The 22056-nt window shown below is 71.6% G+C and carries 21 protein-coding genes and 1 tRNA gene (1 of these 22 only partly in view); 9 read left to right on the top strand and 13 right to left on the bottom strand.

What is annotated here, in order from left to right; genetic code table 11:
* Both DAERI_RS13180 and DAERI_RS13175 read right to left on the bottom strand, forming a co-directional pair.
* On the bottom strand, positions 1-433 hold the 5' end (the start) of the coding sequence (locus DAERI_RS13180; protein ID WP_235610379.1) for a S41 family peptidase. 959 nt of this gene lie to the left of the window's left edge; only the first 433 of its 1392 coding nucleotides appear in the window; it begins with the start codon at positions 431-433; its stop codon lies beyond the left edge, outside the window.
* Between the two features lie 46 nt (positions 434-479).
* Positions 480-1232: a fumarylacetoacetate hydrolase family protein gene (locus DAERI_RS13175; protein ID WP_103129895.1), complete on the bottom strand. Its 753-nt coding sequence runs from the start codon at positions 1230-1232 to the stop codon at positions 480-482.
* Positions 1233-1255: 23 nt separating this feature from the next.
* Here DAERI_RS13175 and DAERI_RS13170 point away from each other — a divergent pair, with 23 nt between their 5' ends.
* Together DAERI_RS13170 and DAERI_RS13165 are read left to right on the top strand one after the other, a co-directional pair.
* On the top strand, positions 1256-1876 hold the full coding sequence (locus DAERI_RS13170; protein ID WP_103129894.1) for an NUDIX hydrolase: 621 nt from the start codon (positions 1256-1258) through the stop codon (positions 1874-1876).
* A gap of 45 nt (positions 1877-1921) precedes the next feature.
* The gene (locus tag DAERI_RS13165) at positions 1922-3400 is read left to right on the top strand and encodes a class-III pyridoxal-phosphate-dependent aminotransferase (RefSeq protein WP_235610378.1); all 1479 of its coding nucleotides are present in this window, start codon (positions 1922-1924) and stop codon (positions 3398-3400) included.
* Position 3401: 1 nt separating this feature from the next.
* Here DAERI_RS13165 and DAERI_RS13160 read toward each other — a convergent pair whose 3' ends face one another.
* The 3 genes from DAERI_RS13160 to DAERI_RS13150 form a co-directional block, all read right to left on the bottom strand.
* The gene (locus tag DAERI_RS13160) at positions 3402-4604 is read right to left on the bottom strand and encodes an RNA-guided endonuclease InsQ/TnpB family protein (protein WP_103129892.1); all 1203 of its coding nucleotides are present in this window, start codon (positions 4602-4604) and stop codon (positions 3402-3404) included.
* Positions 4605-4829: 225 nt separating this feature from the next.
* Positions 4830-5336, bottom strand: coding sequence for a hypothetical protein (locus DAERI_RS13155; RefSeq protein WP_103129891.1), 507 nt, complete (start codon positions 5334-5336; stop codon positions 4830-4832).
* 219 nt (positions 5337-5555) lie between these two features.
* Positions 5556-6773 carry a hypothetical protein gene (locus DAERI_RS13150; protein ID WP_103129994.1) on the bottom strand — a complete coding sequence of 406 codons (1218 nt, stop codon included), beginning with the start codon at positions 6771-6773 and terminating at the stop codon, positions 5556-5558.
* A gap of 149 nt (positions 6774-6922) precedes the next feature.
* Here DAERI_RS13150 and DAERI_RS13145 point away from each other — a divergent pair, with 149 nt between their 5' ends.
* The 4 genes from DAERI_RS13145 (at position 6923) to DAERI_RS13130 (ending at position 11697) form a co-directional block, all read left to right on the top strand.
* Positions 6923-8275, top strand: coding sequence for an acyl-CoA dehydrogenase family protein (locus DAERI_RS13145; RefSeq protein ID WP_103129890.1), 1353 nt, complete (start codon positions 6923-6925; stop codon positions 8273-8275).
* 169 nt (positions 8276-8444) lie between these two features.
* A complete protein-coding gene (locus tag DAERI_RS13140; RefSeq protein WP_103129889.1) occupies positions 8445-9392 on the top strand; it encodes a hypothetical protein in 948 nt (315 codons plus the stop codon).
* Between the two features lie 69 nt (positions 9393-9461).
* Positions 9462-10280, top strand: coding sequence for an alpha/beta fold hydrolase (locus DAERI_RS13135; RefSeq protein ID WP_103129888.1), 819 nt, complete (start codon positions 9462-9464; stop codon positions 10278-10280).
* A 10-nt stretch (positions 10281-10290) separates the two neighbouring features.
* Positions 10291-11697, top strand: a complete 1407-nt coding sequence (locus tag DAERI_RS13130; protein WP_103129887.1) for an MFS transporter — start codon at positions 10291-10293, stop codon at positions 11695-11697.
* On the opposite strand, the gene DAERI_RS13125 is transcribed toward DAERI_RS13130, so the two are convergent.
* The 4 genes from DAERI_RS13125 to DAERI_RS13110 all read right to left on the bottom strand — a co-directional run bounded on the left by DAERI_RS13125 (position 11683) and on the right by DAERI_RS13110 (position 16018).
* Positions 11683-12150 carry a DinB family protein gene (locus tag DAERI_RS13125; protein WP_103129886.1) on the bottom strand — a complete coding sequence of 156 codons (468 nt, stop codon included), beginning with the start codon at positions 12148-12150 and terminating at the stop codon, positions 11683-11685. The genes DAERI_RS13130 and DAERI_RS13125 overlap by 15 nt on opposite strands.
* Positions 12151-12158: 8 nt before the next feature.
* A complete protein-coding gene (gene recQ / locus DAERI_RS13120) occupies positions 12159-14408 on the bottom strand; it encodes a DNA helicase RecQ (protein ID WP_103129885.1) in 2250 nt (749 codons plus the stop codon).
* A 54-nt stretch (positions 14409-14462) separates the two neighbouring features.
* Complete coding sequence (locus DAERI_RS13115) at positions 14463-15470, bottom strand: MDR family oxidoreductase (RefSeq protein ID WP_103129884.1); 1008 nt, start codon at positions 15468-15470, stop codon at positions 14463-14465.
* 101 nt (positions 15471-15571) lie between these two features.
* On the bottom strand, positions 15572-16018 hold the full coding sequence (locus DAERI_RS13110; protein WP_103129883.1) for a hypothetical protein: 447 nt from the start codon (positions 16016-16018) through the stop codon (positions 15572-15574).
* A 55-nt stretch (positions 16019-16073) separates the two neighbouring features.
* Here DAERI_RS13110 and DAERI_RS22050 point away from each other — a divergent pair, with 55 nt between their 5' ends.
* Both DAERI_RS22050 and DAERI_RS13105 read left to right on the top strand, forming a co-directional pair.
* Positions 16074-16370: a hypothetical protein gene (locus tag DAERI_RS22050; RefSeq protein ID WP_133162034.1), complete on the top strand. Its 297-nt coding sequence runs from the start codon at positions 16074-16076 to the stop codon at positions 16368-16370.
* A 243-nt stretch (positions 16371-16613) separates the two neighbouring features.
* Complete coding sequence (locus DAERI_RS13105) at positions 16614-18137, top strand: PfkB family carbohydrate kinase (protein WP_103129882.1); 1524 nt, start codon at positions 16614-16616, stop codon at positions 18135-18137.
* A gap of 9 nt (positions 18138-18146) precedes the next feature.
* Here the strand turns inward: DAERI_RS13105 and fni are convergent, their stop codons facing one another.
* Entirely contained in the window at positions 18147-19175 is a 1029-nt protein-coding gene (gene fni / locus DAERI_RS13100) for a type 2 isopentenyl-diphosphate Delta-isomerase (RefSeq protein ID WP_103129881.1), read from the bottom strand.
* 106 nt (positions 19176-19281) lie between these two features.
* Between fni and DAERI_RS13095 the strand changes: the two genes are divergently transcribed.
* Positions 19282-19358 (top strand) — tRNA-Met (locus DAERI_RS13095).
* A gap of 198 nt (positions 19359-19556) precedes the next feature.
* On the opposite strand, the gene DAERI_RS13090 is transcribed toward DAERI_RS13095, so the two are convergent.
* The 3 genes from DAERI_RS13090 to hpf form a co-directional block, all read right to left on the bottom strand.
* Positions 19557-19877 (bottom strand): hypothetical protein, encoded by a 321-nt coding sequence (locus DAERI_RS13090; protein WP_103129993.1) that lies wholly within the window; start codon positions 19875-19877, stop codon positions 19557-19559.
* A 55-nt stretch (positions 19878-19932) separates the two neighbouring features.
* Positions 19933-21012, bottom strand: coding sequence for a butyrate kinase (locus tag DAERI_RS13085; protein ID WP_103129880.1), 1080 nt, complete (start codon positions 21010-21012; stop codon positions 19933-19935).
* Between the two features lie 98 nt (positions 21013-21110).
* Positions 21111-21677: a ribosome hibernation-promoting factor, HPF/YfiA family gene (gene hpf, locus DAERI_RS13080; protein WP_103129879.1), complete on the bottom strand. Its 567-nt coding sequence runs from the start codon at positions 21675-21677 to the stop codon at positions 21111-21113.
* Positions 21678-22056: the final 379 nt, after the last annotated feature.

The raw sequence follows: 22056 nt of genomic DNA, 5'->3' as shown, positions 1-22056 counted from the left end.
CGAAGCGGCGCACCCCGGCGCTCTCGGCGGGGCTTCCCGGCATCAGGGACACGACGAGCAGGCCGCCCGAGACGCGCACGACGCGCACGCCCGTTCGGTTCACGGCGCGGTTGAAGGTGACCTCCGCGATGCGCTCGGCCCCCTCCGCGTCGCGGATGTTGGTGTGAGGGTCGCCCAGTTCGGTGAACATATCGCTGAGGACCGTCCGTCCCGTGGCGTAGTCGCAGGCGTCGCCCTGGGGCGCGCACTTCTGGGCGAGGACGGCGGCGTACTTCGTGCCCAGTTCCTTGCGGTCGGCGGTGGACCAGCCGTAGTAGCGGCTCTGCACGGCCTGGGTGGCGGCGTCGAAGATGTCCGTGGCCGGGCTCGCCCCCGCTGTCAGGGAGGCGAGCAGCGCGAGGGCCAGCAGGCGGGCGCGGTGGCGGGTGGGCACACCTCAAGTTAGCGTGAGGGGCCGTCAAAAAATCGTGTCAGTGGCGCTATCTGATGTGAGTTGTGAGGACCCCGACCCCCGCGACCTCCACCTCGACCGTGTCGCCCTTTTGCAGCGGCCCGACGCCCTCCGGCGTGCCGGTCAGCACCACGTCGCCCGGTTCCAGCGTCACGAAGCGGGTGATGTAGGTCAGGATCTGCACCACGTCGAAGATCATGTGGCTGGTTCGCCCGTCCTGCCGCGTCTCGCCGTTCACGCGGGTCTGGACGCGCAGGTCGCCCGGCTCCAGGTCCGTCTCCAGCCAGGGGCCGAGCGGGCAGAAGCGGTCGGCGGCCTTGGCGCGGAACCATTGCAGGTCGGTCTTCTGAAGGTCGCGGGCGGTGAGGTCCAGGCCGCAGGTGTAGCCCAGAACGGCGTCCAGCGCGTTGTCCGGCTTCAAGTCGCGCGCCCGCCGCCCCATCACGAGCGCCAGTTCGCCCTCGTAGTGGAAGTTGTGCGTCCAGGCGGGGTAATCGACCGTGCCGCCCGGCTCGGCCAGGGCGTTCGGCCCCTTGAGGAAGAGGCCCGGCTCGCTCGGCAGGTCGCCCTGGTCGTTGCCCAGCTCGCGGATATGGTCGAGGTAGTTGCGGCCCACACAGACGATCTTGGTGGGTTCGGCGGGGGCGAGGAGGCGGACTCCAGCCAGCGGCGCCGTCTCCCCCTTCCGCTCGCCGCCCATGCCGCGCGTGAGGTGAACCGTGTCCCCCTCGACCTGGCCCCACTGCGGGGCGCCCCCATGCTCGATCCGAACCAGACGCATGGGGGGAGGATATAGCCTGACCCATGCCGACCCTCGCCCAGCTCCGCGAACTCCAGTCGCTCGCCCAGGCGGGCCTCACCTACACCCGCGACCCCTACGACCGCGAGCGGTACGAGCGGCTGCTGGCCCTGACGGCGGAGCTGCTGGCGGAGGGGACCGGGCAGGAGGCGGGCGAGGTTCACGAGGTGCTGCGCGCCGAGCAGGGCTACCTGACGCCCAAGGTGGACGTGCGGGCGGTCGTGCTGAATGACCGGGGCGAGGTGCTGCTCACCCGGGAGCGGGTGGACGGCCTCTGGAGCCTGCCCGGCGGCTGGGCGGACCCCGGCGACAGCCCCCGCGAGGTCGCCGTGCGCGAGGTGCGGGAGGAGACGGGGCGAGCGGTGCGGGCGACCCGGCTGCTGGCCCTCCTCGACAAGGGCAAGCACGGCCACCCACCCGACCTGTGGGCCGTGTACAAGGTGTTCGTGGCCTGCGAGCTGTTGAGTGACCCGGGCCTGCATCCCCAGAACACCGAGACGCTGGACAGCGGCTGGTTCTCCCCGGACGCCCTGCCGCCCCTCAGCCTGGGCCGCAACCTCCCGGGGCAGGTCACGCGGATGGTGGAACTGGCCCGGCACCCTGAGTTGGGCGTGGACGTGGACTGAGGCCCGGGCATAACGTCCCTCACCCCAGGGGGCTAGACTGCCGCGGTGACCACCGGCCCAGCGACAGGCAGCTTGCCCCCAGGTTTCATTCGCGCCCAGGACGTGCTCGACGAGCGGTTCAGCCCGGAGCAGGCCCGCACCCTCGACACCCGCTACGGCAACGAGGAATTGCTGTTCGGCCTGAACCTCCTGGGCCTCGCGGGGCCTTTTTACCGGGTCACCCCCTGGGAGCTGGAGGACGAGGCGGGCGTGCGGCGCATCAACGCCTCGGGGTACGCGGCGGTGCCGTTCGGGGACATGCCGCCCGTACTGACGGCCTTTATCCGCGAGTTCACGGAGAAGAACCGGGCACAGACGCTGCCCCAGCAGGCGAGCAGCCCGTGGCGGGCGGCCCTCCAGACGAACCTCGTGCGGCTGCTGGCGCGCGAACTCCCCTCCCACGACGACTCGCAGGTCTTCTTCTGCTCCAGCGGCACGGAGGCCATCGAGGGCGCGCTGAAGTTCGCCAAGGCGTGGCGGCCCCGGGGCAAGTTCTACATCTCCTTTTCCAGCGGCTACCACGGCAAGACGCTGGGCAGCCTGAGCCTGACCCCCAATCCCGAGTACCAGGACGTGTTCCGCCCACTGATTCCCGGCGCGCTGACCAGTCCTTACGGCGACCTGGACGCCCTGACCCGGCTGATCCGGCGGCTGGGACCGGACAACGTGGTCGCGGTGGTTGTCGAGCCCATCCAGGGAGAGGGAGGGGTGAATATCCCCCCGCCCGGCTTCCTGCGCGGCGTGGGTGAACTCTGCCGCCGCCACGGCATCGTCTGCATCGCCGACGAGATTCAGACCGGGCTGGGCCGCACCGGACACTGGTTCGAGTCGGCGGCGCAGGGCCTGGACCCCGACATCGTGACGCTCGCCAAGCCGCTGGGCGGTGGAATGACGGCGGTGGGCGCGACCATCGTGCGGCACACGATCTACAAGAAGATGCTGGGGGGGCTGAGTTCCAAGCGGCACTCGAATACCTTCGGGGGGAACGCGCTGGCGATGGCGGTGGGCCTGAAGTCGCTCGAATACCTGATCGAGCAGGACCTCCCCGCCCGCAGCGCGCGGCTAGGTGCCGTCGGGCTGGAGCGGCTGCGAGCCCTCGGGCAGCAGTACCCCCGCCTGTTCGAGGACGTGCGCGGCCAGGGAATGCTCCTCGCCATGCAGTTCAAGCCGATGGTCGGCATCCCGCTGCCCGGGGTCCTCAAGGAACTCGTGTTCGAGGCGACCGCGATCCTCGCCCTGCGCGAGCTGCACGAGGCCCGGGTCCTCGCCAACCTCAGCCTGAGTTCCAAGCGCACGGTGCGCCTGACCCCCGCCCTCGATATCCCCGAGGACCTGTTCGGCGAACTGTTGGGCCGGGTTGCCACCTTCGCCGAGCGTAACCCCGCCTCCCGCCACATCCTGACGAACACGCCGCCCGCCATGACCGCCCGGCTGGCGAAATTCGCCGCGAGCAAGCCCAAGAAGCGGACGGAGAGCGACGGGTGAACTACCCCAGCCCTAAAGGGCGGGGCTTCTCGTGGCACGCATCTTCCAGTGAAGTACGTTGAGCCACGAAGCGCAGTCCCTGCGCCAAGATGTTCTTCGCTGCGTTCACGTCCGCATTCTCGCTGTGTCCACAACTCAGACATCTGAAGTTCGCCTGTGACGCCCGGTTCCCCTTCTCGGTATGACCGCACACGCGGCACCGCTGAGAGGTGAATCGGGGGTCTACGGCGAGCACTCTCCGGCCAGCTTCCTCCGCTTTGCTGGAGAGGATTTGAAAGAACTGCCCCCACCCCACATCGTGAATCTGCTTGCCCAGCTTCCCCTGAGCCATCCCCTTCACGTTCAGGTCTTCGTGGCAGATGAGGCCGTGCTGCGAGACGAGTTTCTTCGCCTCTTCGTGGTGCAACTGGAGCCGTTGCCGCGCTGTCTTGCGGTACAGCTTGGCGACCCGCTCCTTGGCCTTCCTGCGACGGTTGCTGCGCCCCTTCGGCTTGCGGGAAAGGGCACGCTGCGCGACCCGGAGCTTCTTGCTGCTGGCTTGAAAGAACCTGTGGTTCTTGCAGAACTCGCCGTCCGACGTGACATAGAACCAGGTGGTTCCCACGTCGATCCCGACCCCTGAACTTGTTTCGGGCAGCGGTTCGGCCCTCGGCACCTCGCAGCTCAGGACGACGTACCACTCCCGGCCCTCCCGCTTCACGGCCAGCGTCTTGAGCTTGCCCGCAAAGGGACGGTGCAGCTTGATACGGACGTTGCCGATTTTCGGCAGATAGACGTGCTTCCCGTCCCCCGAAACGCTGTTCTGGCTCGGCTGGGGGTACGTGAAGCTGTCGTATCTGTCCCTGGGTTTGAAGCGGGGATAGCCGGGGGTCTTGCCCGCCTTCACCCGACTGAAGAAGCCCTGAAAGGCCCGGTCTACCCGGCGCACAACGTTCTGAAGCACCTGCGCGTTCACGCCCTTGTACTCCGGCACGCCGTCCTTCACTTCCGGCAGGGCTTTCATCTGGTCGTACACCGACACCGACTTGCCCGCCTTCTTGTAGGCGCCCCGCCGTTCTTCGAGACAGCCGTTGTATAACCGCTGGCAAAGCAGCAGCGTGGTGTCCAACGCCCTCCCCTGCGCTTTGGTGGGGTACAGGCGGTACTTGAACGCCTTGCGCGTGGTACTTTCTACCTGCGTCACCCCCTTCCGGGTGTTCGCCACGGCTCAGGGTGTTTGCAGCACCGCTGGGCCATTGCTCATTCGAAATAGCACAGCACACCAGAACGCTTCAGCTTGGCCGCCCTGACCGGTGGGGACCGCTACACCCCCATGCCTGCATGCTGGAGCACTGCGGCCCATCTGGTAGGAAGTGGTCAGTGGGGAGGAGGGAGTGGAAAAGGATTGGCCTCGACCCACTTCCCACTGACCACTGCCCACTCACGGCCGTCAGGCCAACCCACACGCCCGCTGCACGAGCAGATGCACCTCGTCCCTCGCCAGGCGGCGGGTCTGGAGGGGCAGGCTGAGGGGCAGGTCGCTCAGGCCGCGCACCAGCGGCGCGTACTTGAACTCCGGCTTGACGACGAGGTCGCGGGCAGCGGTGAAGGCGAGGACGAAGTCGACCTTCAGCTCGAAGTGGGCGTTGAGTTCGGCGCGCAGGGGCTCGGGGTCGCCCGCGAGCAGGGCGAGGAGGGCCGGGTGGGTCTCGAAGCCGTCGTCGAGGGACTGGGAAACGCGGCCCGTGTCGAGCAGGAGGGCGGCGCCGGGGATGGTGTAGCCGGTGACGCGGCGGCGGCAGAGTTCGGGGGCGTCCCCACGCACGGGGCGGACCTCCCGCCCGGCACGCTCGGCGCTTCCCAGGTAGGCCCAGAAGCGCCCCAGGCTGCTGTAGCGCGCGAGTTCCACGTACCCGGCGGGCCGCGTGGGCAGGGGGCGGATGGGCCTGGGATTCACGCGGTCATGGTAGAGCGCCCGCTCATACCAAATTGCGGGGAGTCGCAGACGAACCCGAGCGGAGCGAGCAGCAAAGAAGATCGGCTGGCGGCGATGGACGATGAGCGAGTGAGCCTACGTCGTGCTCTGCAAGAAAGGCGAGGGGCCGCCCCCGAGCCTGGGGCCACAGGAGAACATCCGGGAAAGCGCCGGATGTTCTGGAATCAGAGCCAGTCGGTCTCAGTCGTCATGGGGTGGCGGCTGGTCGGGGTCGCAGTAGTCGATGGCCGCCGCGTGAAAGGTGCCCAGGACAACCTCGCGCTTGAAGGAGTAGCCGATCCGCACGCCCTCGGCGGCGCACTCCAGCGTGAAGCGTTTGCCCCTGGGGACGGGCGTATCCCCGATCACCAGGGGGCGCCGGGCCTCGTAGACCGCGCAGTAGGGCGTGCAGAAGTAAAAACCGACGGGTTGTCCGTTGGGGTGCCGGGCGATGGCGGCGCCGCCCGTCTGCACCGCGCGCCGGATCTCGTCCCACAGGGCCACGCTCGCCGCCGGGTCGGGGTCGAGCGCCCACATCTCGGCGATCACCCGCGCGGCATTGCGGTCGCGCCTCAGCGTGTCCACGCTGCCCGGGTCGGTCATCGCCCAGGGGTCGAAGCCGGGCTCGCCGGGCAGGGGCGTGCGGGAGAAAGCACTCCGGCGATCCCCGCTCGCGGCGCGGCCCCCCTCGGTGAGCAGGGCGGGATAGCTCAGGAGTTGGCCGACGCGGTACAGCCCCTCGATGGCGCGTTTGGCGTGGTCCTCGATCTGCTCGTGCAGGGCGAGCGAGGCGCCGGGCACGTACATGCGCGACACGTACCCGGCCTGCGACAGCACCTCGGCGAACTGGCCGCGCAGCCGGGCGAGCTTGGGGGCGTCGGCCTCGGGGGTGGCCTGCTCCAGCCGGTGCATGGCGGCCTCGGCGTGCAGGCGCATGGCTTCCAGCGCGGCGATCATCGCGTCGAGGTGGGGGCGGGGGCAGGGCTCGACCGGGGACCACTCGGGGAGCCGGGCGGGGAGCGTCCCGGCGGGCAGGTCGAACTCGGGGTCGTGGGCCGCCTGGCTGGCGTAGCCGAGCCAGCGCTGGACCTCGGCGTAGTAGGCGTGGACCTGCCCAAAGGTCACGGGGGGGACGAAGCCGACGGTGCCGGGGTCGGCGACCTCGTCCGCCTCCAGCATCCGGTCGCCGAGCGTCTGGAGGGCGAAGGCGTTCCAGGTGCAGGCGAGTTCCAGGCCCACGTGCCGCCTCAGCGCGAAGGGGCTCGTGCCGCTCAGGGTCAGGTCGAAGCGGCGGCGCTCGGCGGCGTCGAGGAGGTCGTGAACCTGCGCGCCCGCCCGGCGGTAGGCGTAGAGGGTCTCGGCGTCCTGCTCGCCGCGCGTCAGGGCCCGCAGCCGCGCCCACACTCCAGGGGTTTGCATACCCTGCACACTACGGCGCGCGGAGTTGCCGCGTTCCCCCATGTGCGGCCCTCCCCCGGTGGGGGGCCAGGCGAACACTGAACATTGGGTGAACCCCGGGTGGGTCGGGGCTCGCAGTCCGGCGGGTCCGCGCCGCGTACAACGGACCCATGACCTCCCAACCAAGAGATTCCGCGGCCCTGCTCGCCCAGCTCGACCCCGAGGCGCTGGCGCGGCTGGGCCAGAGGGTGGACCTTCCCGCCCTGCTCGCGGCCGCCTCGCGCCTGAGTGACCGGCAACTCGGGCAGCTCGCGCGGGCGATGAAGGGCGGCGGTGCCCCCAAGGCCCTCCCCGAGCCCGACGGCGACTTTTACGGGCAACTGGACGACCTCACCCCCGAGCAACAGGAGGTCCGGCTGGCCGTGCGCGGCTTCATGCAGGAACACGTCGCGCCCATCATGAACGCGTACTGGAGCCGCGACGAGTTCCCGCGGCACCTCATCCCCGAGTTGCGAAAGCTGAACCTGCCCCGGCGCATCTGGAACGAGGACGGCACCCGAAGGCCCGGCGCGACGATGACGGAGGGCATGATCACCCTGGAGGCCTGCCGGGTGGATGTGTCCACCGCTGTCTTTTTCGGCGTCCACGCGGGGCTGGCCTTCGCCTCCATCGCGCTGGGGGGCTCAGCCGAGCAGAAGGCCGAGTGGCTGCCGAAGATGCTCGACCTGGAGGCCATCGGCGCGTTCGGCCTCACCGAGCCCGAGGGCGGCTCGCAGGTCAGCCAGGGGATGCGGACGACCTGCCGCCAGGACGGGGACGGGTGGGTGCTCAGCGGCGAGAAGTACTGGATCGGCAACTCGCCCTTCAGCGACTTCACGGTGGTCTGGGCGCGCGACGAGGACACCCAGGAGGTGCGCGGCTTCATCGTGCGGGCCGGAACACCCGGTTACCACGTCCGCAAGATCGAGGGCAAGGTCGCGCTGCGGATCGTGGAAAACGGGCACATCACGCTGACGGAATGCCGGGTGCCGGACTCGGACCGGCTCCAGGAGACGCGCGGCTGGCGCACGACCGCCGAGGTGCTGCGGCTGACGCGGGCGGGCGTGGCGTGGCAGGGGGTGGGCTGCGCCTTCGGGGCCTACGAACTCGCGCTGGGGTACGCACAGAGGCGCGAGCAGTTCGGCAAGCCCATCGGGAACTTCCAGCTTATCCAGAACCACCTCGTCCACATGCTGGGCAACGTGACGAGCATGCTCTCGCTCGTGCTGCGCCTCTCGCGGATGGCGGACGCGGGGCAGATGCGCGACGAACACGCCTCGCTCGCCAAGGTGGTGACCGCCGCCCGCTGCCGCGAGACGGTGGCGCTCGCCCGCGAGACCTTCGGCGGCAACGGCATCCTGCTCGACAACGGGGTCATCAAGCACTTCGCCGACACCGAGGCGATCTATTCGTACGAGGGCACGAACGAGATCAACACGCTGGTCGTGGGCCGCGCGATCACGGGGTTCAGCGCCTTCGTATAACGGCGCCGTGAGCGAAAACGCTGTATGAGTGGGGTATTAAGCGTCCGGGGAACGCAAAGCAGGACAGTGGAGTTTAGGGTGGGCACCGAGGCACCCTGAACCTCCAGCAGGAGATGGGGTGCGCCGTGACCCTTCCCACCGGGCGGGGACGGCGCGACAAGGAGAAACCATGACGCTAAACACCGATCCACTCTCCCACCGCATCAGTTGGCGGGGTATCCTCGCCGGGGTCGTGATGGGGCTGGTCACCACGCTGACGATCATCGCCCTCGGGCTGGTCATCACCGCCCTGACCGGGCTCACCCTGACGGGCACGGGTATTCAGGCCGGGATCTGGACGGCCATCGCCGCGCTGGTCGGTGCCTGGGCGGCGGGCCGCACCGCCGTGCGCGCGAGTGCCCCCTCCACCCGCAACGACGACGGCATCGCGGCGATGACCCACAGCGACGCCACCTTGACCGGCCTGGTGACGGGCGGCCTGCTCGTGCTGCTCTCGACCCTGTTCGCCTTCAACACCGCCAGCCGACTGATCGGCACCGCGACCAACATCGTGGGCAACGTCGCCGGTGCGGCGGCCAACGCGGCGGGGGCCGCGGCGGACGCCGCTGGGAACACGACCGCCCCGGCTGGCATCCAGAGCTTCCTGAACGGCATCGACCAGCAGGACGTGGCGAACCTGATCGCCGACGCCAGCCCCAACCTGGGCCAGGAGCAGGTGACGGCCGCCGCCAACGTGGTGACCGGCATTTTCCGCCGCGCGCAGTACGACCTGGGCAACCAGAACCTGGGCAACATCACCGACTTCGCCTCTGCCCGCGTGAACGCGATCAAGAACGCGCTGACCGGCGAGCAGTTCGTGACCCGCCTGACCCGCCAGGGGCTGAGCCAGGCCCAGGCCGAGGAAGTTCGCACGACGGTGACGAACGAGGTGGACCGTCTTCAGCAGCAGGCGCAGCAGCTCGCCCAGACCGCCGAGCAGACCGCCCGAACCGCCGCGCGCAACGCGGGCCTGGCCTGGCTGCTGGGCGCGGGCCTGACGCTGCTCCTCGCGGTGATGGGCGCCCGCGGCGCCGCCACCCACCGCGCGATCCCCACGCTGCCCGTCGACCGCCGCTAAAGATCCTGAGATCCTGCACCCGCCGCCCTCCTCCCGGGGGGCGGTCTTTCTTTGCCCTACGCTGAACGCATGTCCCGCCTGAGAAGCCGGCCCGCGGTCCCGCCCCGCCTCCGCCTGGCCCTGGCCCTGGTGCTGGCCCTGCTGGCGGGGGGCGCGGTGGGCCGCGTCAGCACCGTCCTCCTGCGCCCACCCCTGGTCCTCGGGCAGGACGCGGCCTACCCCGGCTCGGCGGCGGTGGTGAGGCTGGAACGGGAGCCGCACCCTTTCATCGACATCCAGCCGCAGGACGGGCGGGCGAACACGTTGCTCGTCCTGTACCCCGGCGGGCTGGTGCGGCCCCAGGCGTACGAGTGGCTGGGCCGGGCGCTCGCGGCGGACGGAGTACAGACGGTCATCCCGGTCTTTCCACTCGACCTGGCCGTGCTGGGGGTGAACCGGGCGGGGGAGCTGATCGACCGCTTCGGGCCGGGCAAACGGGTGGTCCTGGCCGGGCACTCGCTGGGCGGGGCTATGGCGGCGAGCTACGCGGCGAGGCATCCGGCGGACCTTTCCGGCCTGATCCTGATGGCGGCCTACCCGGCGGGGAATGTCAGCCTTCGGGCCGCCCCGTACCCAGTCCTCTCCCTCCTCGCCGAGCGGGACGGGGTGGCGAGCGCGGCGGACGTGCGGGGCGGCCTCTCGCGCCTGCCGCCGAACACGGCACTCACGGTGCTGCCGGGGGCGGTCCACGCCTTTTTCGGGCGGTACGGGCCGCAGAAGGGGGACGGCCAGCCCACCGTGACCCGGGAGGAGACCGAACGGCGGATCGTGGCGGCGGTCAGAGCGTTCCTTCATGCTTTGCCGGAAAGGGGGGCGGCATCCACTCAGCCCGCTCGCCAGGGGCGTTAGCCTGCGCCCCATGACGGAGGCCCCGACGTTGTCCCCTGCCGCCCGCCGTGCTCGCCGACTCGCCACCAGCGGCCTCGTCCTGGGCGTCTTTCTGGCCGCGCTGGAATCGAGCGTGGTCGCCACCGCCATGCCCAGCGTGATCGCGGACCTGGGGGGGCAACGGCTGTACGCGCTGCCCTTCGCGGTGTACCTGCTGACGAGCACGGTGAGCAGCCCGCTGTGGGGCCGGGCCTCGGACGTGCTGGGGCGGCGGCGGCTGTACCTGATCGGGGTGGTGCTGTTCCTGCTGGGGAGCGCGCTGTGCGGCCTCGCCCAGAGCATGGGCGGGCTGGTGGCGGCCCGCGCGCTTCAGGGGCTGGGGGCGGGGGCGGTGCTGCCCCTCACGCTGACGATCATCGGGGAGACGTACCCGCTTGCCGAGCGCGGGCGGGTGCAGGCCTTGATCAGCGGGGTGTGGGGCCTGTCGGGCCTGCTGGGGCCGCTGCTGGGCGGCTGGCTGACCGACACGCTGTCGTGGCGCTGGACCTTCTACGCGAGCCTGCCGTTCGGCCTGGCCTCCCTGCTGACCGCGCTGCGGCACCTGCGCGAGACGGGCACGCCGCGCCCCGCCCGGCTGGACTGGGCGGGCGCGGCCCTCTTCACGCTGGGGAGCGGCCTGACCGTGTGGGGGCTGGAGGGGAAGGCGTGGCTCCTCGTCATCCCCGGCCTGCTCATCCTGCTCGCCGCCGTGGCGGTCGAGCGGCGGCACCCGGACCCGCTGCTCCCCATGCGGGCGCTGGCCCGGCGGGCAACGGCCATCGCCTTCACCGGCAACTTCCTGGGCGGCGCGGCCTACTTCGGCGTGATCGCCTACCTGCCGCTGTATGCGCAGGGGGTGGGTGGCGGCGGGGCGACCGGCGCGGGCGCGATCCTCACCCCCATGCTGGTGGGCTGGACCCTCACGAGCATCCTCAGCGCGCGGCTGCTGACCCGGGTGCCGCTCGCCCGGCTGGCGCAGGTGGGGTTCCTGGTGCTGACCGGAACGTTTGCCCTCCTCACGCTCGTGGTGCACTCGCCGCTGTGGGTCACGTCAGCACTCGGCTTCGTGGTCGGCATGGGGATGGGCTTTGCGATGCTCAGCCTGCTCCTCTCGGCACAGGAAGAGGCGGCCCGCCCGGAACTCGGCGCCGTCACGAGCGGCGTGCTGTTCGCCCGGCAGATGGGCGGGGCGCTGGGCGTGGCGCTGATGGCCCTGCTCATCGGCTCGGGAGCCCTCGCCTCGGGCGGTGTGGCGCTGGCGGAGGGGCTGCGGCGGGCCTACGTGTTCGCCTTCGTCCTGGTGGCGGCGGGGTTCGCCCTCAGCCTCGCGCTGCGGGCGGGGAAACCCGCCGTGGCCCAGACGCCGGGTGCGGCGCGGGAAACGTCAGGGGCCGACTGAGGCCGCCACCCGCCGCAGCACCGCGAGTTGCCCCGCGTGCGTCGCCTCGTGCCACGCGAACTGGTCGAGCAGGTCGGCCAGGGGCAGGATGCCAAAGGGGGACTCGGTGGCGGCGGAGAGGTCGGCGGTCGGCAGGGCGGTTTCCAGGCGGCCCTGCGAGGCTTCCAGCCAGCGCAGCAGGTCGGTGAGGAGCCAGGCGGCGTCCGGGTCAGGGACCGTCCCCCGGCCGTAGCAGGCCCGCACCGCCGAGGCGTCCAGCCCCTCGGGCAGGGCGCCCAGTCCCTCCAGCAGCCGGGTGCGGCTCGCCAGGCAGTGCCCCACCACCCAGTTCAGGCTGCTGCCCTCCCCCGCCCGAGCCAAGGCGGCCTCCTCGGACACGTCCCCGGCGTGCCGGGCGATGAGGCTCAGGTTGCGGCGAAAGGCGTGGCTCAGGCGCAGGGCGGTGACGGACATGCCCCAGGCTACTCGTCCAGCGCCGTCAACACCGCGTCGATGATCCGCTCGCCGTAGGCCTCGATGCGCTTCTCGCCCATGCCGGGCAGCCCGCGGAGGTCATCGAGCGTGCGCGGCTGCCGGGCAGCCAGCGCCTCCAGCGTCGCGTTGGGGAAGATCACGAAGGCGCTGAGCCCCGTCTCGCGGCACAGTTCCTTCCGCAGTTCGCGCAGGGCCTCGGCGACCTCGGGGTGGGGGGCCTGTGGCGTCTGGCCTGCCGCCTGTGGGGTGGGCGCCTCCGGGAAGAGGGTCGTGGGCCAGGTGCCGACTTCAGGGGTGGAGGTGGGGAGCCTGTCGCTCCCCCCCAACACCCCCAGCACCGCCGCATTGCCCGCCGCGCCCCGCTCGGCCTCGCTGGGCTGGCGGCCGGGCATGGGTCGGGGGCCGCCCGAATGCCCCCGCACCACCCCCAGCACCTCCTCGCCGTAGGCTTCCAGTTTGCGCCCGCCGACGCCGCTCACGGTGCCCAGGGTGTGCAGGCTGCCGGGGCGCAGTTCGGCGATCGTCTTGAGGGTCGCGTCGCTGAAGATCACGTAGGGCGGGACGGATTGCTCGCGCGCCTTGCCCAGCCGCCACTGCCGCAGCGCCTCGAAGAGTGGCTGATCGTGGGCGCCCACCGGGGTGCGGCCCGGGCGGGCGGAGCGGTCGCGGCCTACCCGGGCGGGCTTCGGGGCGAGCGTCTCCTCGCGCAACTGGAGGGTCTCCTCGCCCTTCAGCAGCGCACGGGCCTTGGCGGTGGCGCTCAGCCCGTGGTGCTCCCCCGCCGCGAGGTAGCCCAGGCTGACAAGCTGGCGCAGCAGGCCCCGCCAGGTCTTCTCGTCGTGCGCCTTGCCCACGCCGAAGGTGGGGAGCTGGTGGTGCCCCATCGCCCGGACCTTCTCCGTCTCGCGGCCCAGCAGAACATCGGTGAGGTGGGCCGCCCCGAAGCGGTTGCCCGTTCGGACCGCCGCCGAGAGGGCCATCTGCGCCTCGCGGGTGGCGTCGCGCACACGCGGGGGATTCAGGCACACGTCGCAGTTCCCGCAGGGCCCGGGCAGCGTCTCCCCGAAGTACGCCAGCAGCACCTGGCGGCGGCAGGTCGCGGCCTCGCAGTAGGTCAGCAGGGCGTCGAGCTTGGCCGCCTCGATGCGCTTCACGTCCGGGGGCGCGAGGCTCTGGTCGAGCATCCGCTTGACGTTCACCACGTCGGCCAGGCCGTAGACCATCCAGGCGGTGCCCGGCAGGCCGTCGCGCCCGGCGCGGCCCGTCTCCTGGTAGTAGCCCTCCAGGCTCTTGGGCAGGTCGAGGTGGGCGACGAAGCGCACGTTGGGCTTGTCGATGCCCATGCCGAAGGCGACCGTCGCCACGACGACCAGCCCCTCCTCGTTGAGGAAGCGGTCCTGGGCGTGGTTGCGCTCGCGCGGCGAGAGGCCCGCGTGGTACGGGAGGGCGTCCACCCCCTGTGCCTGGAGCCACCCCGCCGTCTCCTCCACCGACTTGCGCGAGAGGCAGTACACGATGCCCGCGTCCCCCTCGTGTTCGGCCCGGATGAAGTCGAGGAGCTGGGTTTTCGGCCCCTCCTTCTGCATGACCCGGTACTGGAGGTTGGGGCGGTCGAAGGATGAGATGAACTGCGGCGCCCCGTGCAGCCCGAGGACGCGCAGCATGTCCGCCCGGGTGCGCTCGTCGGCGGTGGCGGTGAGGGCGACACGCGGGATGTGCGGGAAGCGCTCCGGCAGCACGTGGAGCTGCCCGTACTCGGGCCGGAAGTCGTGCCCCCACTGGGAGACGCAGTGCGCCTCGTCGATGGCGAAGAGGGCGACGGGGGCGCGTTCCAGCAGGTCGAGGGTGCGCGGCAGCAGCAAACGCTCGGGCGCCACGTACAGCAGGTCGAGGTTCCCGGCGATCAGGGCCGACTCTACCTCGCGCACCCCCTCCGGGCTGAGGGTGGAGTTCAGGAAGGCGGCGCGCACCCCCACCTGCCGCAGCGAGTCCACCTGGTCCTTCATGAGCGCGATCAGGGGAGAGACCACGATGCCCACCCCGGGGCGCAGCAGCGAGGGCACCTGGTAGCACAGGCTTTTGCCGCCGCCCGTCGGCATCAGCACGAGCGCGTTGCCCCCCTCCGCCACCGTGCGGACGATGTTGGCCTGCACGCCCCGGAAGGCGTCATATCCCCAGACGCTTTTCAGGGTTTGCAGGGCACGCTGATCGGTGGTGGAAGGGGCGGCGGCGGTCATCGAGAACAGGATACCGTGTTACGCCCAGCGCGTAATCACAGTTTCGGCAGAACTTCAGCGGCTCACGTCTATGACCGTGCGGCCCCGCACCCGCCCCGCCAGAATCTCCTCGGCCAGCGCGGGAACGTCGCTCAGCGGGCGAACCTGCGTCACGTCGGCCAGTTTGTCTGCCGGAAGGTCGCGGGCCAGGCGTTCCCAGGCGGCCCGGCGGCGGGGGGTCGGGCAGTTCACCGAGTCGATCCCCAGGAGATTCACCCCCCGGAGGATGAAGGGGAAGACGGTGGTGGCGAGAGCACTCCCCCCCGCCAGCCCGCAGGCCGCGACCGAGCCGTGCGCGCGCGTGCTGGCGAGGGCCCCGGCCAGCGTCTCGCCACCCACGCTGTCCACCACGCCCGCCCAGCGTTCCTTCTCCAGGGGACGCTTCAGCCCGGGCAATTCTTCCCGCCCGATGACGTTCGCGGCGCCGAGGGAGCGCAGGTAGGCCTCCTCCTCACGCCGCCCGGTGCTCGCCGTGACCGTATGGCCCGCCGCCGCGAGGAGGGCGACCGCCGTGCTGCCCACGCCGCCCGCTGCGCCCGTGACCAGCACCTCGCCGCTTCCGGGAGTCAGGCCGTGGTCCTCCAGGCTCAACACCGCGAGCATCGCCGTGAAGCCCGCCGTGCCGACGCTCATCGCCCACTCGGCGCCGGTTCCCCCGGGCAGGGGCACCAGCCACTCCGACCGGACCCGCGCGTACTCAGCGTACCCGCCGTCCTGCCGCTCGCCGATGCCCCAGCCGGTGAGCAGCACCGGGGCGCCCGGTTGATAGGTGCCCGTCTCGTCGCTGACGACCGTTCCCGCAAGGTCGATGCCGGGCGTCATCGGGTACGACCGCAGCACGCCGGGCCTCCCGGTCACCGCCAGGCCGTCCTTATAGTTCAGGCTGGAATGGGTCACGCGCACGACCGTGTCGCCACCCGGCAGGTCGGCGGGTGTGAGCTGCTGAAACTCGGCGCGGAAGCCCGCGTCATCCTTCACGGCGCGCAGGGCACGAAAGCGTTCGGGCAGGCGGGGCTGGGTCATGGGGTGAGGACCTCCTGGGAGAGTGGCGGCTGGGCTGGAGTTGCCGTCCAAGCCTACCCCGGGAAGGGCCCCGTCACCGTGGAGGTACGAGAGCCCCTTCCCTACCGCACGTCCTCGAACTCGGTGACGGCGTGGGCCAGAGCGTCCGTGGTGGTGGCCTGATACCCCGCCCAGACGATCCAGAGGGCGTGCAGGGCCTGCTGGGCGGCGAGCAGGGCGGCCTGGACGCCGGGCGTGTTCTCGTGCCCGGCGGCGGCGAGCGTGACCGTCAGGTGCAGCTTGGCGTTGAGGTAACGGGTCAATTCCGTCCGGGTGCCGTCGTACACGTACACGACCTCCTCCCAGTTCGGGCGGAAGTCCTGCCAGATCAGCCCCGTGACCGCCGGATGGCTGCCCAGGCAGAGGATGTGGGCCGGGGTGCCGTCGGGCGCGTACAACCCGCCCTCCTGACACTGCGCGGCGGCGAGGCCGCTCACGTCGCGGTCCACGCTCTCCCGGAAGCGGGCCTGAATGACGGCACGTGCGGAATCTCGTGAAGCCTTAGACATAGTGACAGTATTATATTCTGTTTTGAGCGAATCCGGGAGGGGGTTACACTGGCCCATGTCCTCCTCGCCATTGCGGGTCCTGGTCTGCGGGAACGTCAACCTGGAACTGGGCTTCGCCGCCCCCTCGCTGACGCTGCCCGCCGCCGAGAGCGCGGAGCAACCGGGTCCCCTGACGCTCGGGGTGTCCGGGGTGGGGTTCAACGTGACGCACGCCCTGGCGCGGCTGGGACAGAGGTGCGGCGGCTGGCCTTCGTGGGGGACGACCCGGCGGGACACGCCACTCGGGAGACGGCGGGGAGGACGGGCATCCAGCTCTGCCCCGCGCCCGCCACGCCGCTCTCGCTGGTGCTGACCGCCCCGGGGGGGTGCCCGGCAGATCTATCGCGACCTGAAGGGCCTCACCGCGGGGGCGGCTCCCCTCCCGCTCTTTCAGGAGGCGCTGGCGGGGCTCCAGGTCGCGGTCCTCGGCAACGTCGCGTGGACCCGCGGGCTGCTTCCCCTCGCGCGGGCAGCGGGCGTACCGGTCGTCACCGACCTCCAGGCGACCCCCGGACCCGGGCACCCCTACGATCTGCCCCACCTGGCAAACGCGGACGTGGTGTTCCTGAGCGGGGCGAACCTCTCGCTGCCCGCGCAGGACGCGTGGCGGGCCTACCGCGAGAGCTGGGACCCACGGCTCATCGCGATCGGGGTGGGGGCGGCCGGGGCGCTGCTCTCCGAGCGGGGGCGGCCCCCCTGGCACCAGCTCGCCGTGCCCACCCGGCCAGTCGTCAGCACCAGCGGGGCGGGGGACGCGCTCCTGGCCGCGTTTGTCCGCGTCTATTTCAGCGGGCTGGGGGCGCGGGAGGCGCTGCGGCCCGGCTGCACTTTCGCCTCCTGCACATGCGGGGAGCCGGGCGGCGCGGCGGGGCACCTCACCTGGCCTGAACTGTCCGCGCTGACAGAGGTGGGGCCGGGTGCAGGCGCTACCCTGCCGGGCGTGACGCACGCCCTCTCCCCCACCCTGCAAGACGTGACGGGCCGCGCGGCCCACGCCATCCGCACCCACGCGGACGCCTGCGAGGCCGCGCAGGACGTGACCCCGGAGGCCGCGGCGGCCCTGCGGGCGAGCGGGTACACGCGGCTGACCCTGCCCCGGGAGCGGGGAGGACTCGGCGCGACCCTGGAGGAATACGCGGCGGCGCAACTGCGGCTGGGGGAGGCCAACGCCGCCCTCGCCCTCGTGCTGGCGATGCATACCCATGTGGTAGGCGCGGCGTTTCAGGGGGGCACGCTGCCGGAGCCCATGCTCGCGGCCCTCGAGCGGGCGAGCGTGGAGGGACGGCTGGTGAACGCCCTGGCGAGCGAGCCCGAACTCGGCAGCCCCTCGCGCGGCGGCCTGCCCCGCACCGTCGCCGTGCCGGAGGGGGACGGCTGGCGCCTGACGGGCCGCAAGACCTGGGCGACGGGGGCGCGCGCCCTCGACCTCGCCGTGGTCAGCGCGGCCACCCCGGGGGGCGAGGTCGTCCGGCTGCTCGTGGACATGCACGCCCCCGGGGTGGGGATCGAGCCCACCTGGACCGGCGCCCTCGCCCTGCGCGGCAGCGGCAGCCACGACGTGACGTTCGCGGGGGTCCACGTCCCCGGCGACCTCCTCGCCCCGCCCGCGCCGGGGCATCCGGCGAGCAGCGCGTGGTTCTGGACCGCCATCGCGGCGACGTACCTGGGCGTGGGCTTCGCCGCCCTGGGCGCCTTGGTGGCTTACGCCCGGGAGCGGGTGCCCACCGCGCTCGGCGCCCCCATCGCCACCCTGCCGCGCGTGCAGGAGAACGTGGGGCGCATCGCGGCGGAACTGCACGCGGCCCGCGCGCTCCTCCTGGAGGCCGCGCGGACCTGGGACGACGCACCGACGCCCGAGGCCGTCCCCGTCCTGGCCGCCGCGAAGGCCTGCGCCACGAACGCCGCCGTGAGCGCCACTGACCTCGCGGTGCGGACGGCGGGGGGAGCGGCCCTCACGCCCGCCCTGCCGCTGGAACGCCTGCTGCGCGACGCCCGCGCGGGCCTAACCCATCCCCCCGCCGATGAGGTGAGCTTCGGCAGCCTGGGGGCGCACCTCCTGGGGGTGGAGGCGCGGCGCTGAGGCCGGACCTCAACGCTCCGGGTCCGCCGTTCCCCTGACCGCCCCGACGCTCGGATAGCCGCCGACGAACAGGGCCACCCGCAACTCGTGGATGAAGCGCGAGAGCCAGGCCTCGACCGCCGCCGCACCCTCCAGCGCGGGTTCGAGGAGGGGGCGGGCGACGGCGACGACCTGGGCGCCGAGGGCGAGGGCGCGGGCGGCGTCCAGGCCGGTGCGAATCCCGCCGGACGCGATGAGGGGGGTTCCCGGCGCCGCGCGGCGGGCCTCCACCAGGGCCCGAGCGGTGGGAATGCCCACCTCGCACAGATCGGGGGTGAGCACGTCGCCGTACCGCACGAGCTGCTCCACCCGGGCCCAGCTCGTGCCGCCCGCCCCCGCCACGTCGAGGGCCGCGAAGCCCGTCCCGGCGACGGCGCGAACGGTCCCTCCGTCGAGCCCGTGCCCCACCTCCTTGAGGATCACGGGGAAGGGCAACGTGGGGACGACCTCGGCCAGCCGCCCGCCCAGCCCGGCCCAACGGGTGTCGCCCCCCGCCTGCATGGCCTCCTGCAAGGGATTGACGTGGATCGCCAGGGCATCGGCACTCACCTCGCGCACCGCCCGCACGGCCTCCCCGGCCCCGTAGCCCAGCCCGAACTGCGCCGCCCCGAGGTTCCCGACGAGCAGCACGTCGGGCGCCACCCCGCGCACCTGAAAGCTCGCGGCGGTCTCCGGCCGCTCCAGCATCACCCGCTGCGAGCCCAGCATCAGGCCGACCCCCAGCCTCTGCGCGGCGACGGCAAGGTTGCGGTTAATAGCCGCCGACCGCTCCGCCCCGCCCGTCATCGCGCCGATGAGCACGGGGGCCGCCAGCGTCCGGCCCAGGAACACGGTCTCCAGGCTCACGTCCTCCAGGTCGAGGTCGGGAAGCGCCCGGTACGGCCAGGGCACCCGCTCCAGGCCGGTCGTCACACCCGCGTACTGGCTTTCCGGCCGCAGGCAGGCCTCGATATGCCGGAGCTTGCGCCCCTGAATGCCCGCCGGGCCGGTTTCCGTCACGGCCCCAGCCTAGCGCCGCACTGCCCGCCAGAGCGGCAGTTGACAGATTTTTGAACCCGCGCTACTATTTCTGAGCGCCAAAAAAGGCGCGCGAGGCAAGAGGTAACGCAGGGTAGAGCAGTCTGGTAGCTCGTCGGGCTCATAACCCGGAGGTCACAGGTTCAAATCCTGTCCCTGCAACCACAAAAACCCCACCAATCGGTGGGGCTTTTTCTTTAACGGGAACGGGAGGGAAACCGGCTCCCATCCCTGCGTCATCTTTGGAGCCGTCGGCAGAAGAAGAGCCCGCCGCCGAAAAGATTCCCTCTCCCCACGGGTGAGGGGTCTTCGAAATGGGCTCCTCCGCCGAGCGACCCGGGATGACCCTCGCGGCGCCCGTCCCTACCTCATCCGGTCGCGGACCTCCTGCAAGGTGTCCTCGAAGGCGTCCTGAAAGTCGTCCTCCAGGGCGCGGTCACGGATCAGCTCGTCTTGCAGGGTGGTCGTCTGCTCGCGCGCCCAGCGCACCCGGGCCTGGCGGGCGCTGGAGACGTTGCCCTTTCCCGCGATGAAGCGGGCGGCGTGGCGCAGGGCCTCCGGGGGGTCGTCGGTCGGCGCCACCACGCTGAGGTTCCGCAGGCCGCCGCGGTCGTTCACCAGCGAGCAGGTGACCTCGATGCGCTGGCCGCGCCGGGCGAGGAACACCTGGTCCACCCGCCACATGCTCGTCGCGCGGATGGGCTCGGGGGCGGCGCGGGGGGGGCGGCGGCGGGCCACGCTAGCGGCTTCCGTCCGCGCCGGGCACGGGGGGCGCCCAGTCCCGGGGCGCTTCCAGCCCCAGCAGCACCCGGCCCGCGCCTTCCGCCAGGGCCTCGAGTTCCAGCTCGCCGGGCACGATGATCACGGGGGCGATCCAGCCGAGCCGCCGCTCGATGCGGTCCACCACGGCCTCCCAGCGGGCGGCCCCCCCGGTGATCGCCAGCGCGTCCGGTCGGCCCGGCAGCGCCCCGCACTGCTCCCCGATGGCCTTGCACGCCTGGTGGACGAAGGCGGCGGCGGCGGCCTGCACCGCCGGGTCGTCCTCCTCGCGCGCCTCCAGCTCCCTCAGGTCCGCGCTGCCGGTCAGGGCCAGGAAGCCGCTCTCGGCGGCGAGGGACCGCAGCAGCTCGGCGTGGGGCCGCTCCCCCGCCAGCCGCAGCAGGGCGGTGGTGGGCAGCGGCCCGGCCTGGCGGGCGCCCAGCGGGCCGCCGTCGGGACCCGTGCCGCTCGTGTCGATGGCGCGGCCCCGGTCAAAGGCCGTCACGCTGGTCGTGGCCCCCAGGTGCGCGACGACCACCCGGGCATCCTGAAGCCGCAGGCCGACCTCGTGCGCGGCGCGGCGGGCAACCACCCGGGCGTTGAGCGCGTGGAAGCGGGCCTCGCGCGTCACCCCCCGCACCCCGGTCACCCGCGCCTCGGGGAGCAGTTCGTTCACGCTCTGGGGGTCCACCACGAAGGCGGGCACCCCCCACGCCTCCCCAACCCGCAGCGCGAGGACGCTGCCCAGCCCGTCGCGGCCCTCCCCGGCGGCGTACCGCGCGAGTTCCGGCGTCACCCGGTACGTGCCCGCCGCCACCCGCCCCAGCCAGCCGCCGCGGGCGACCACGGCATCTGGGCGCGGCCAGCCCGCCGTCACGTCCAGCACCGCGCGGGTCAAGGCGCTCAGGTCCCGCTCGCCCGGAGGCCCCTCCAGGGGCACCTCGGCGCGGGTGAGGCTCAGGCGCAGTTGGCCGGGCAGGGCCGCGTTCTCGCTGGGCTGGAGGTCGGCGCAGGCGAGTTTCACGCTGCTCGATCCGGGATTGATCACGTGCGCGATCATGAACGCCCCAGCGTAGCAGATGCCGCGGGACAGGCGCCCCGGCGAGTGAGAAAAGCGTGAGGGTGGGGAGAACCAGTCCCCACCCCCCGCCACCTTCCTCAGCTCGGCTCGATTAGCCCGTAGTTGCCGTCGCGCCTGCGGTACACCACGGCGCAACTGTTCGTGTCCATATTCTTGAACACGTAGAAGTCGTGGCCCAGGGCCTCCATCTGGGTCACGGCGTCCTCGGGGCTCATGGGGCGCAGGCTGAAACGCTTCTGGCGCACGATCTCGGGGCGGAACTCGGTCACCTCGTCGCCCACCCCGGCGTCCACGTCCGCCTCGGCCAGGCCCACCTCCGGCTGGGGCACGGCGTCCTGGCGGTGCTTGAGGTAACGGGTCTTGAACTTGCGAAGCTGGCGTTCCAGCACGTCGGAGACGCGGTCAATCGCCGCGTACATGTCGGCGTGGTGTTCCTCGGCCCGGATGATGCCGTTTGGCACATTGAGCTGGACCTCGACGCGGTTACGCCGCCCGGCGTCGCGCACATCCCGGACGGTCAGGATCACGCGCGCGTCAGTGATCTGGTCGCTGAAGCGGTCCAGCCGCGTGAGCTTTTCCTCCACGTAGTCGCGCATCGCCTCGGTAACGTCCACGTTCCGGCCTGTCAGCTGGTAAATATGCACGGCTTCACCTCTTTCCGTTTCTCCCGGGGCCAGAGCTCAGTGGAGTTGGGGCCCGGGAGTTCACTCTAGGGTCCACGTCAGGTGAAAGTCAGGCGAATGGTCCACAGCGAACCCTCACGCGCGGGGGTATGGTGGAGGAGTTGGGCCGCCTGGGCAGGGGGGCCAGAAAAACGCCCACCCGGGGGCGGGTGGACGGGAAGAGGTGGGGGAGGTGGCCCGGTTAGCGACGGTCGCGCACGCGGACGGGAACGGGCACCGGCTGGGGTTGTGGCGCGCCCTTGAGCGCTTCCCGCAGCCAGTCAATGAACTCGCGCAGGCCCTTCATGACCCCAGTGTAGTGGCCTCTGCCTGACGCGGATGGCACAAAGCTTACGGTCGG

Source organism: Deinococcus aerius (assembly GCF_002897375.1).
In the GTDB taxonomy this organism is placed as follows: Bacteria; Deinococcota; Deinococci; order Deinococcales; family Deinococcaceae; genus Deinococcus; species Deinococcus aerius.
Note: the sequence above shows the minus strand (reverse complement) of the source record. Positions and strands in the feature narration are given on the sequence as shown.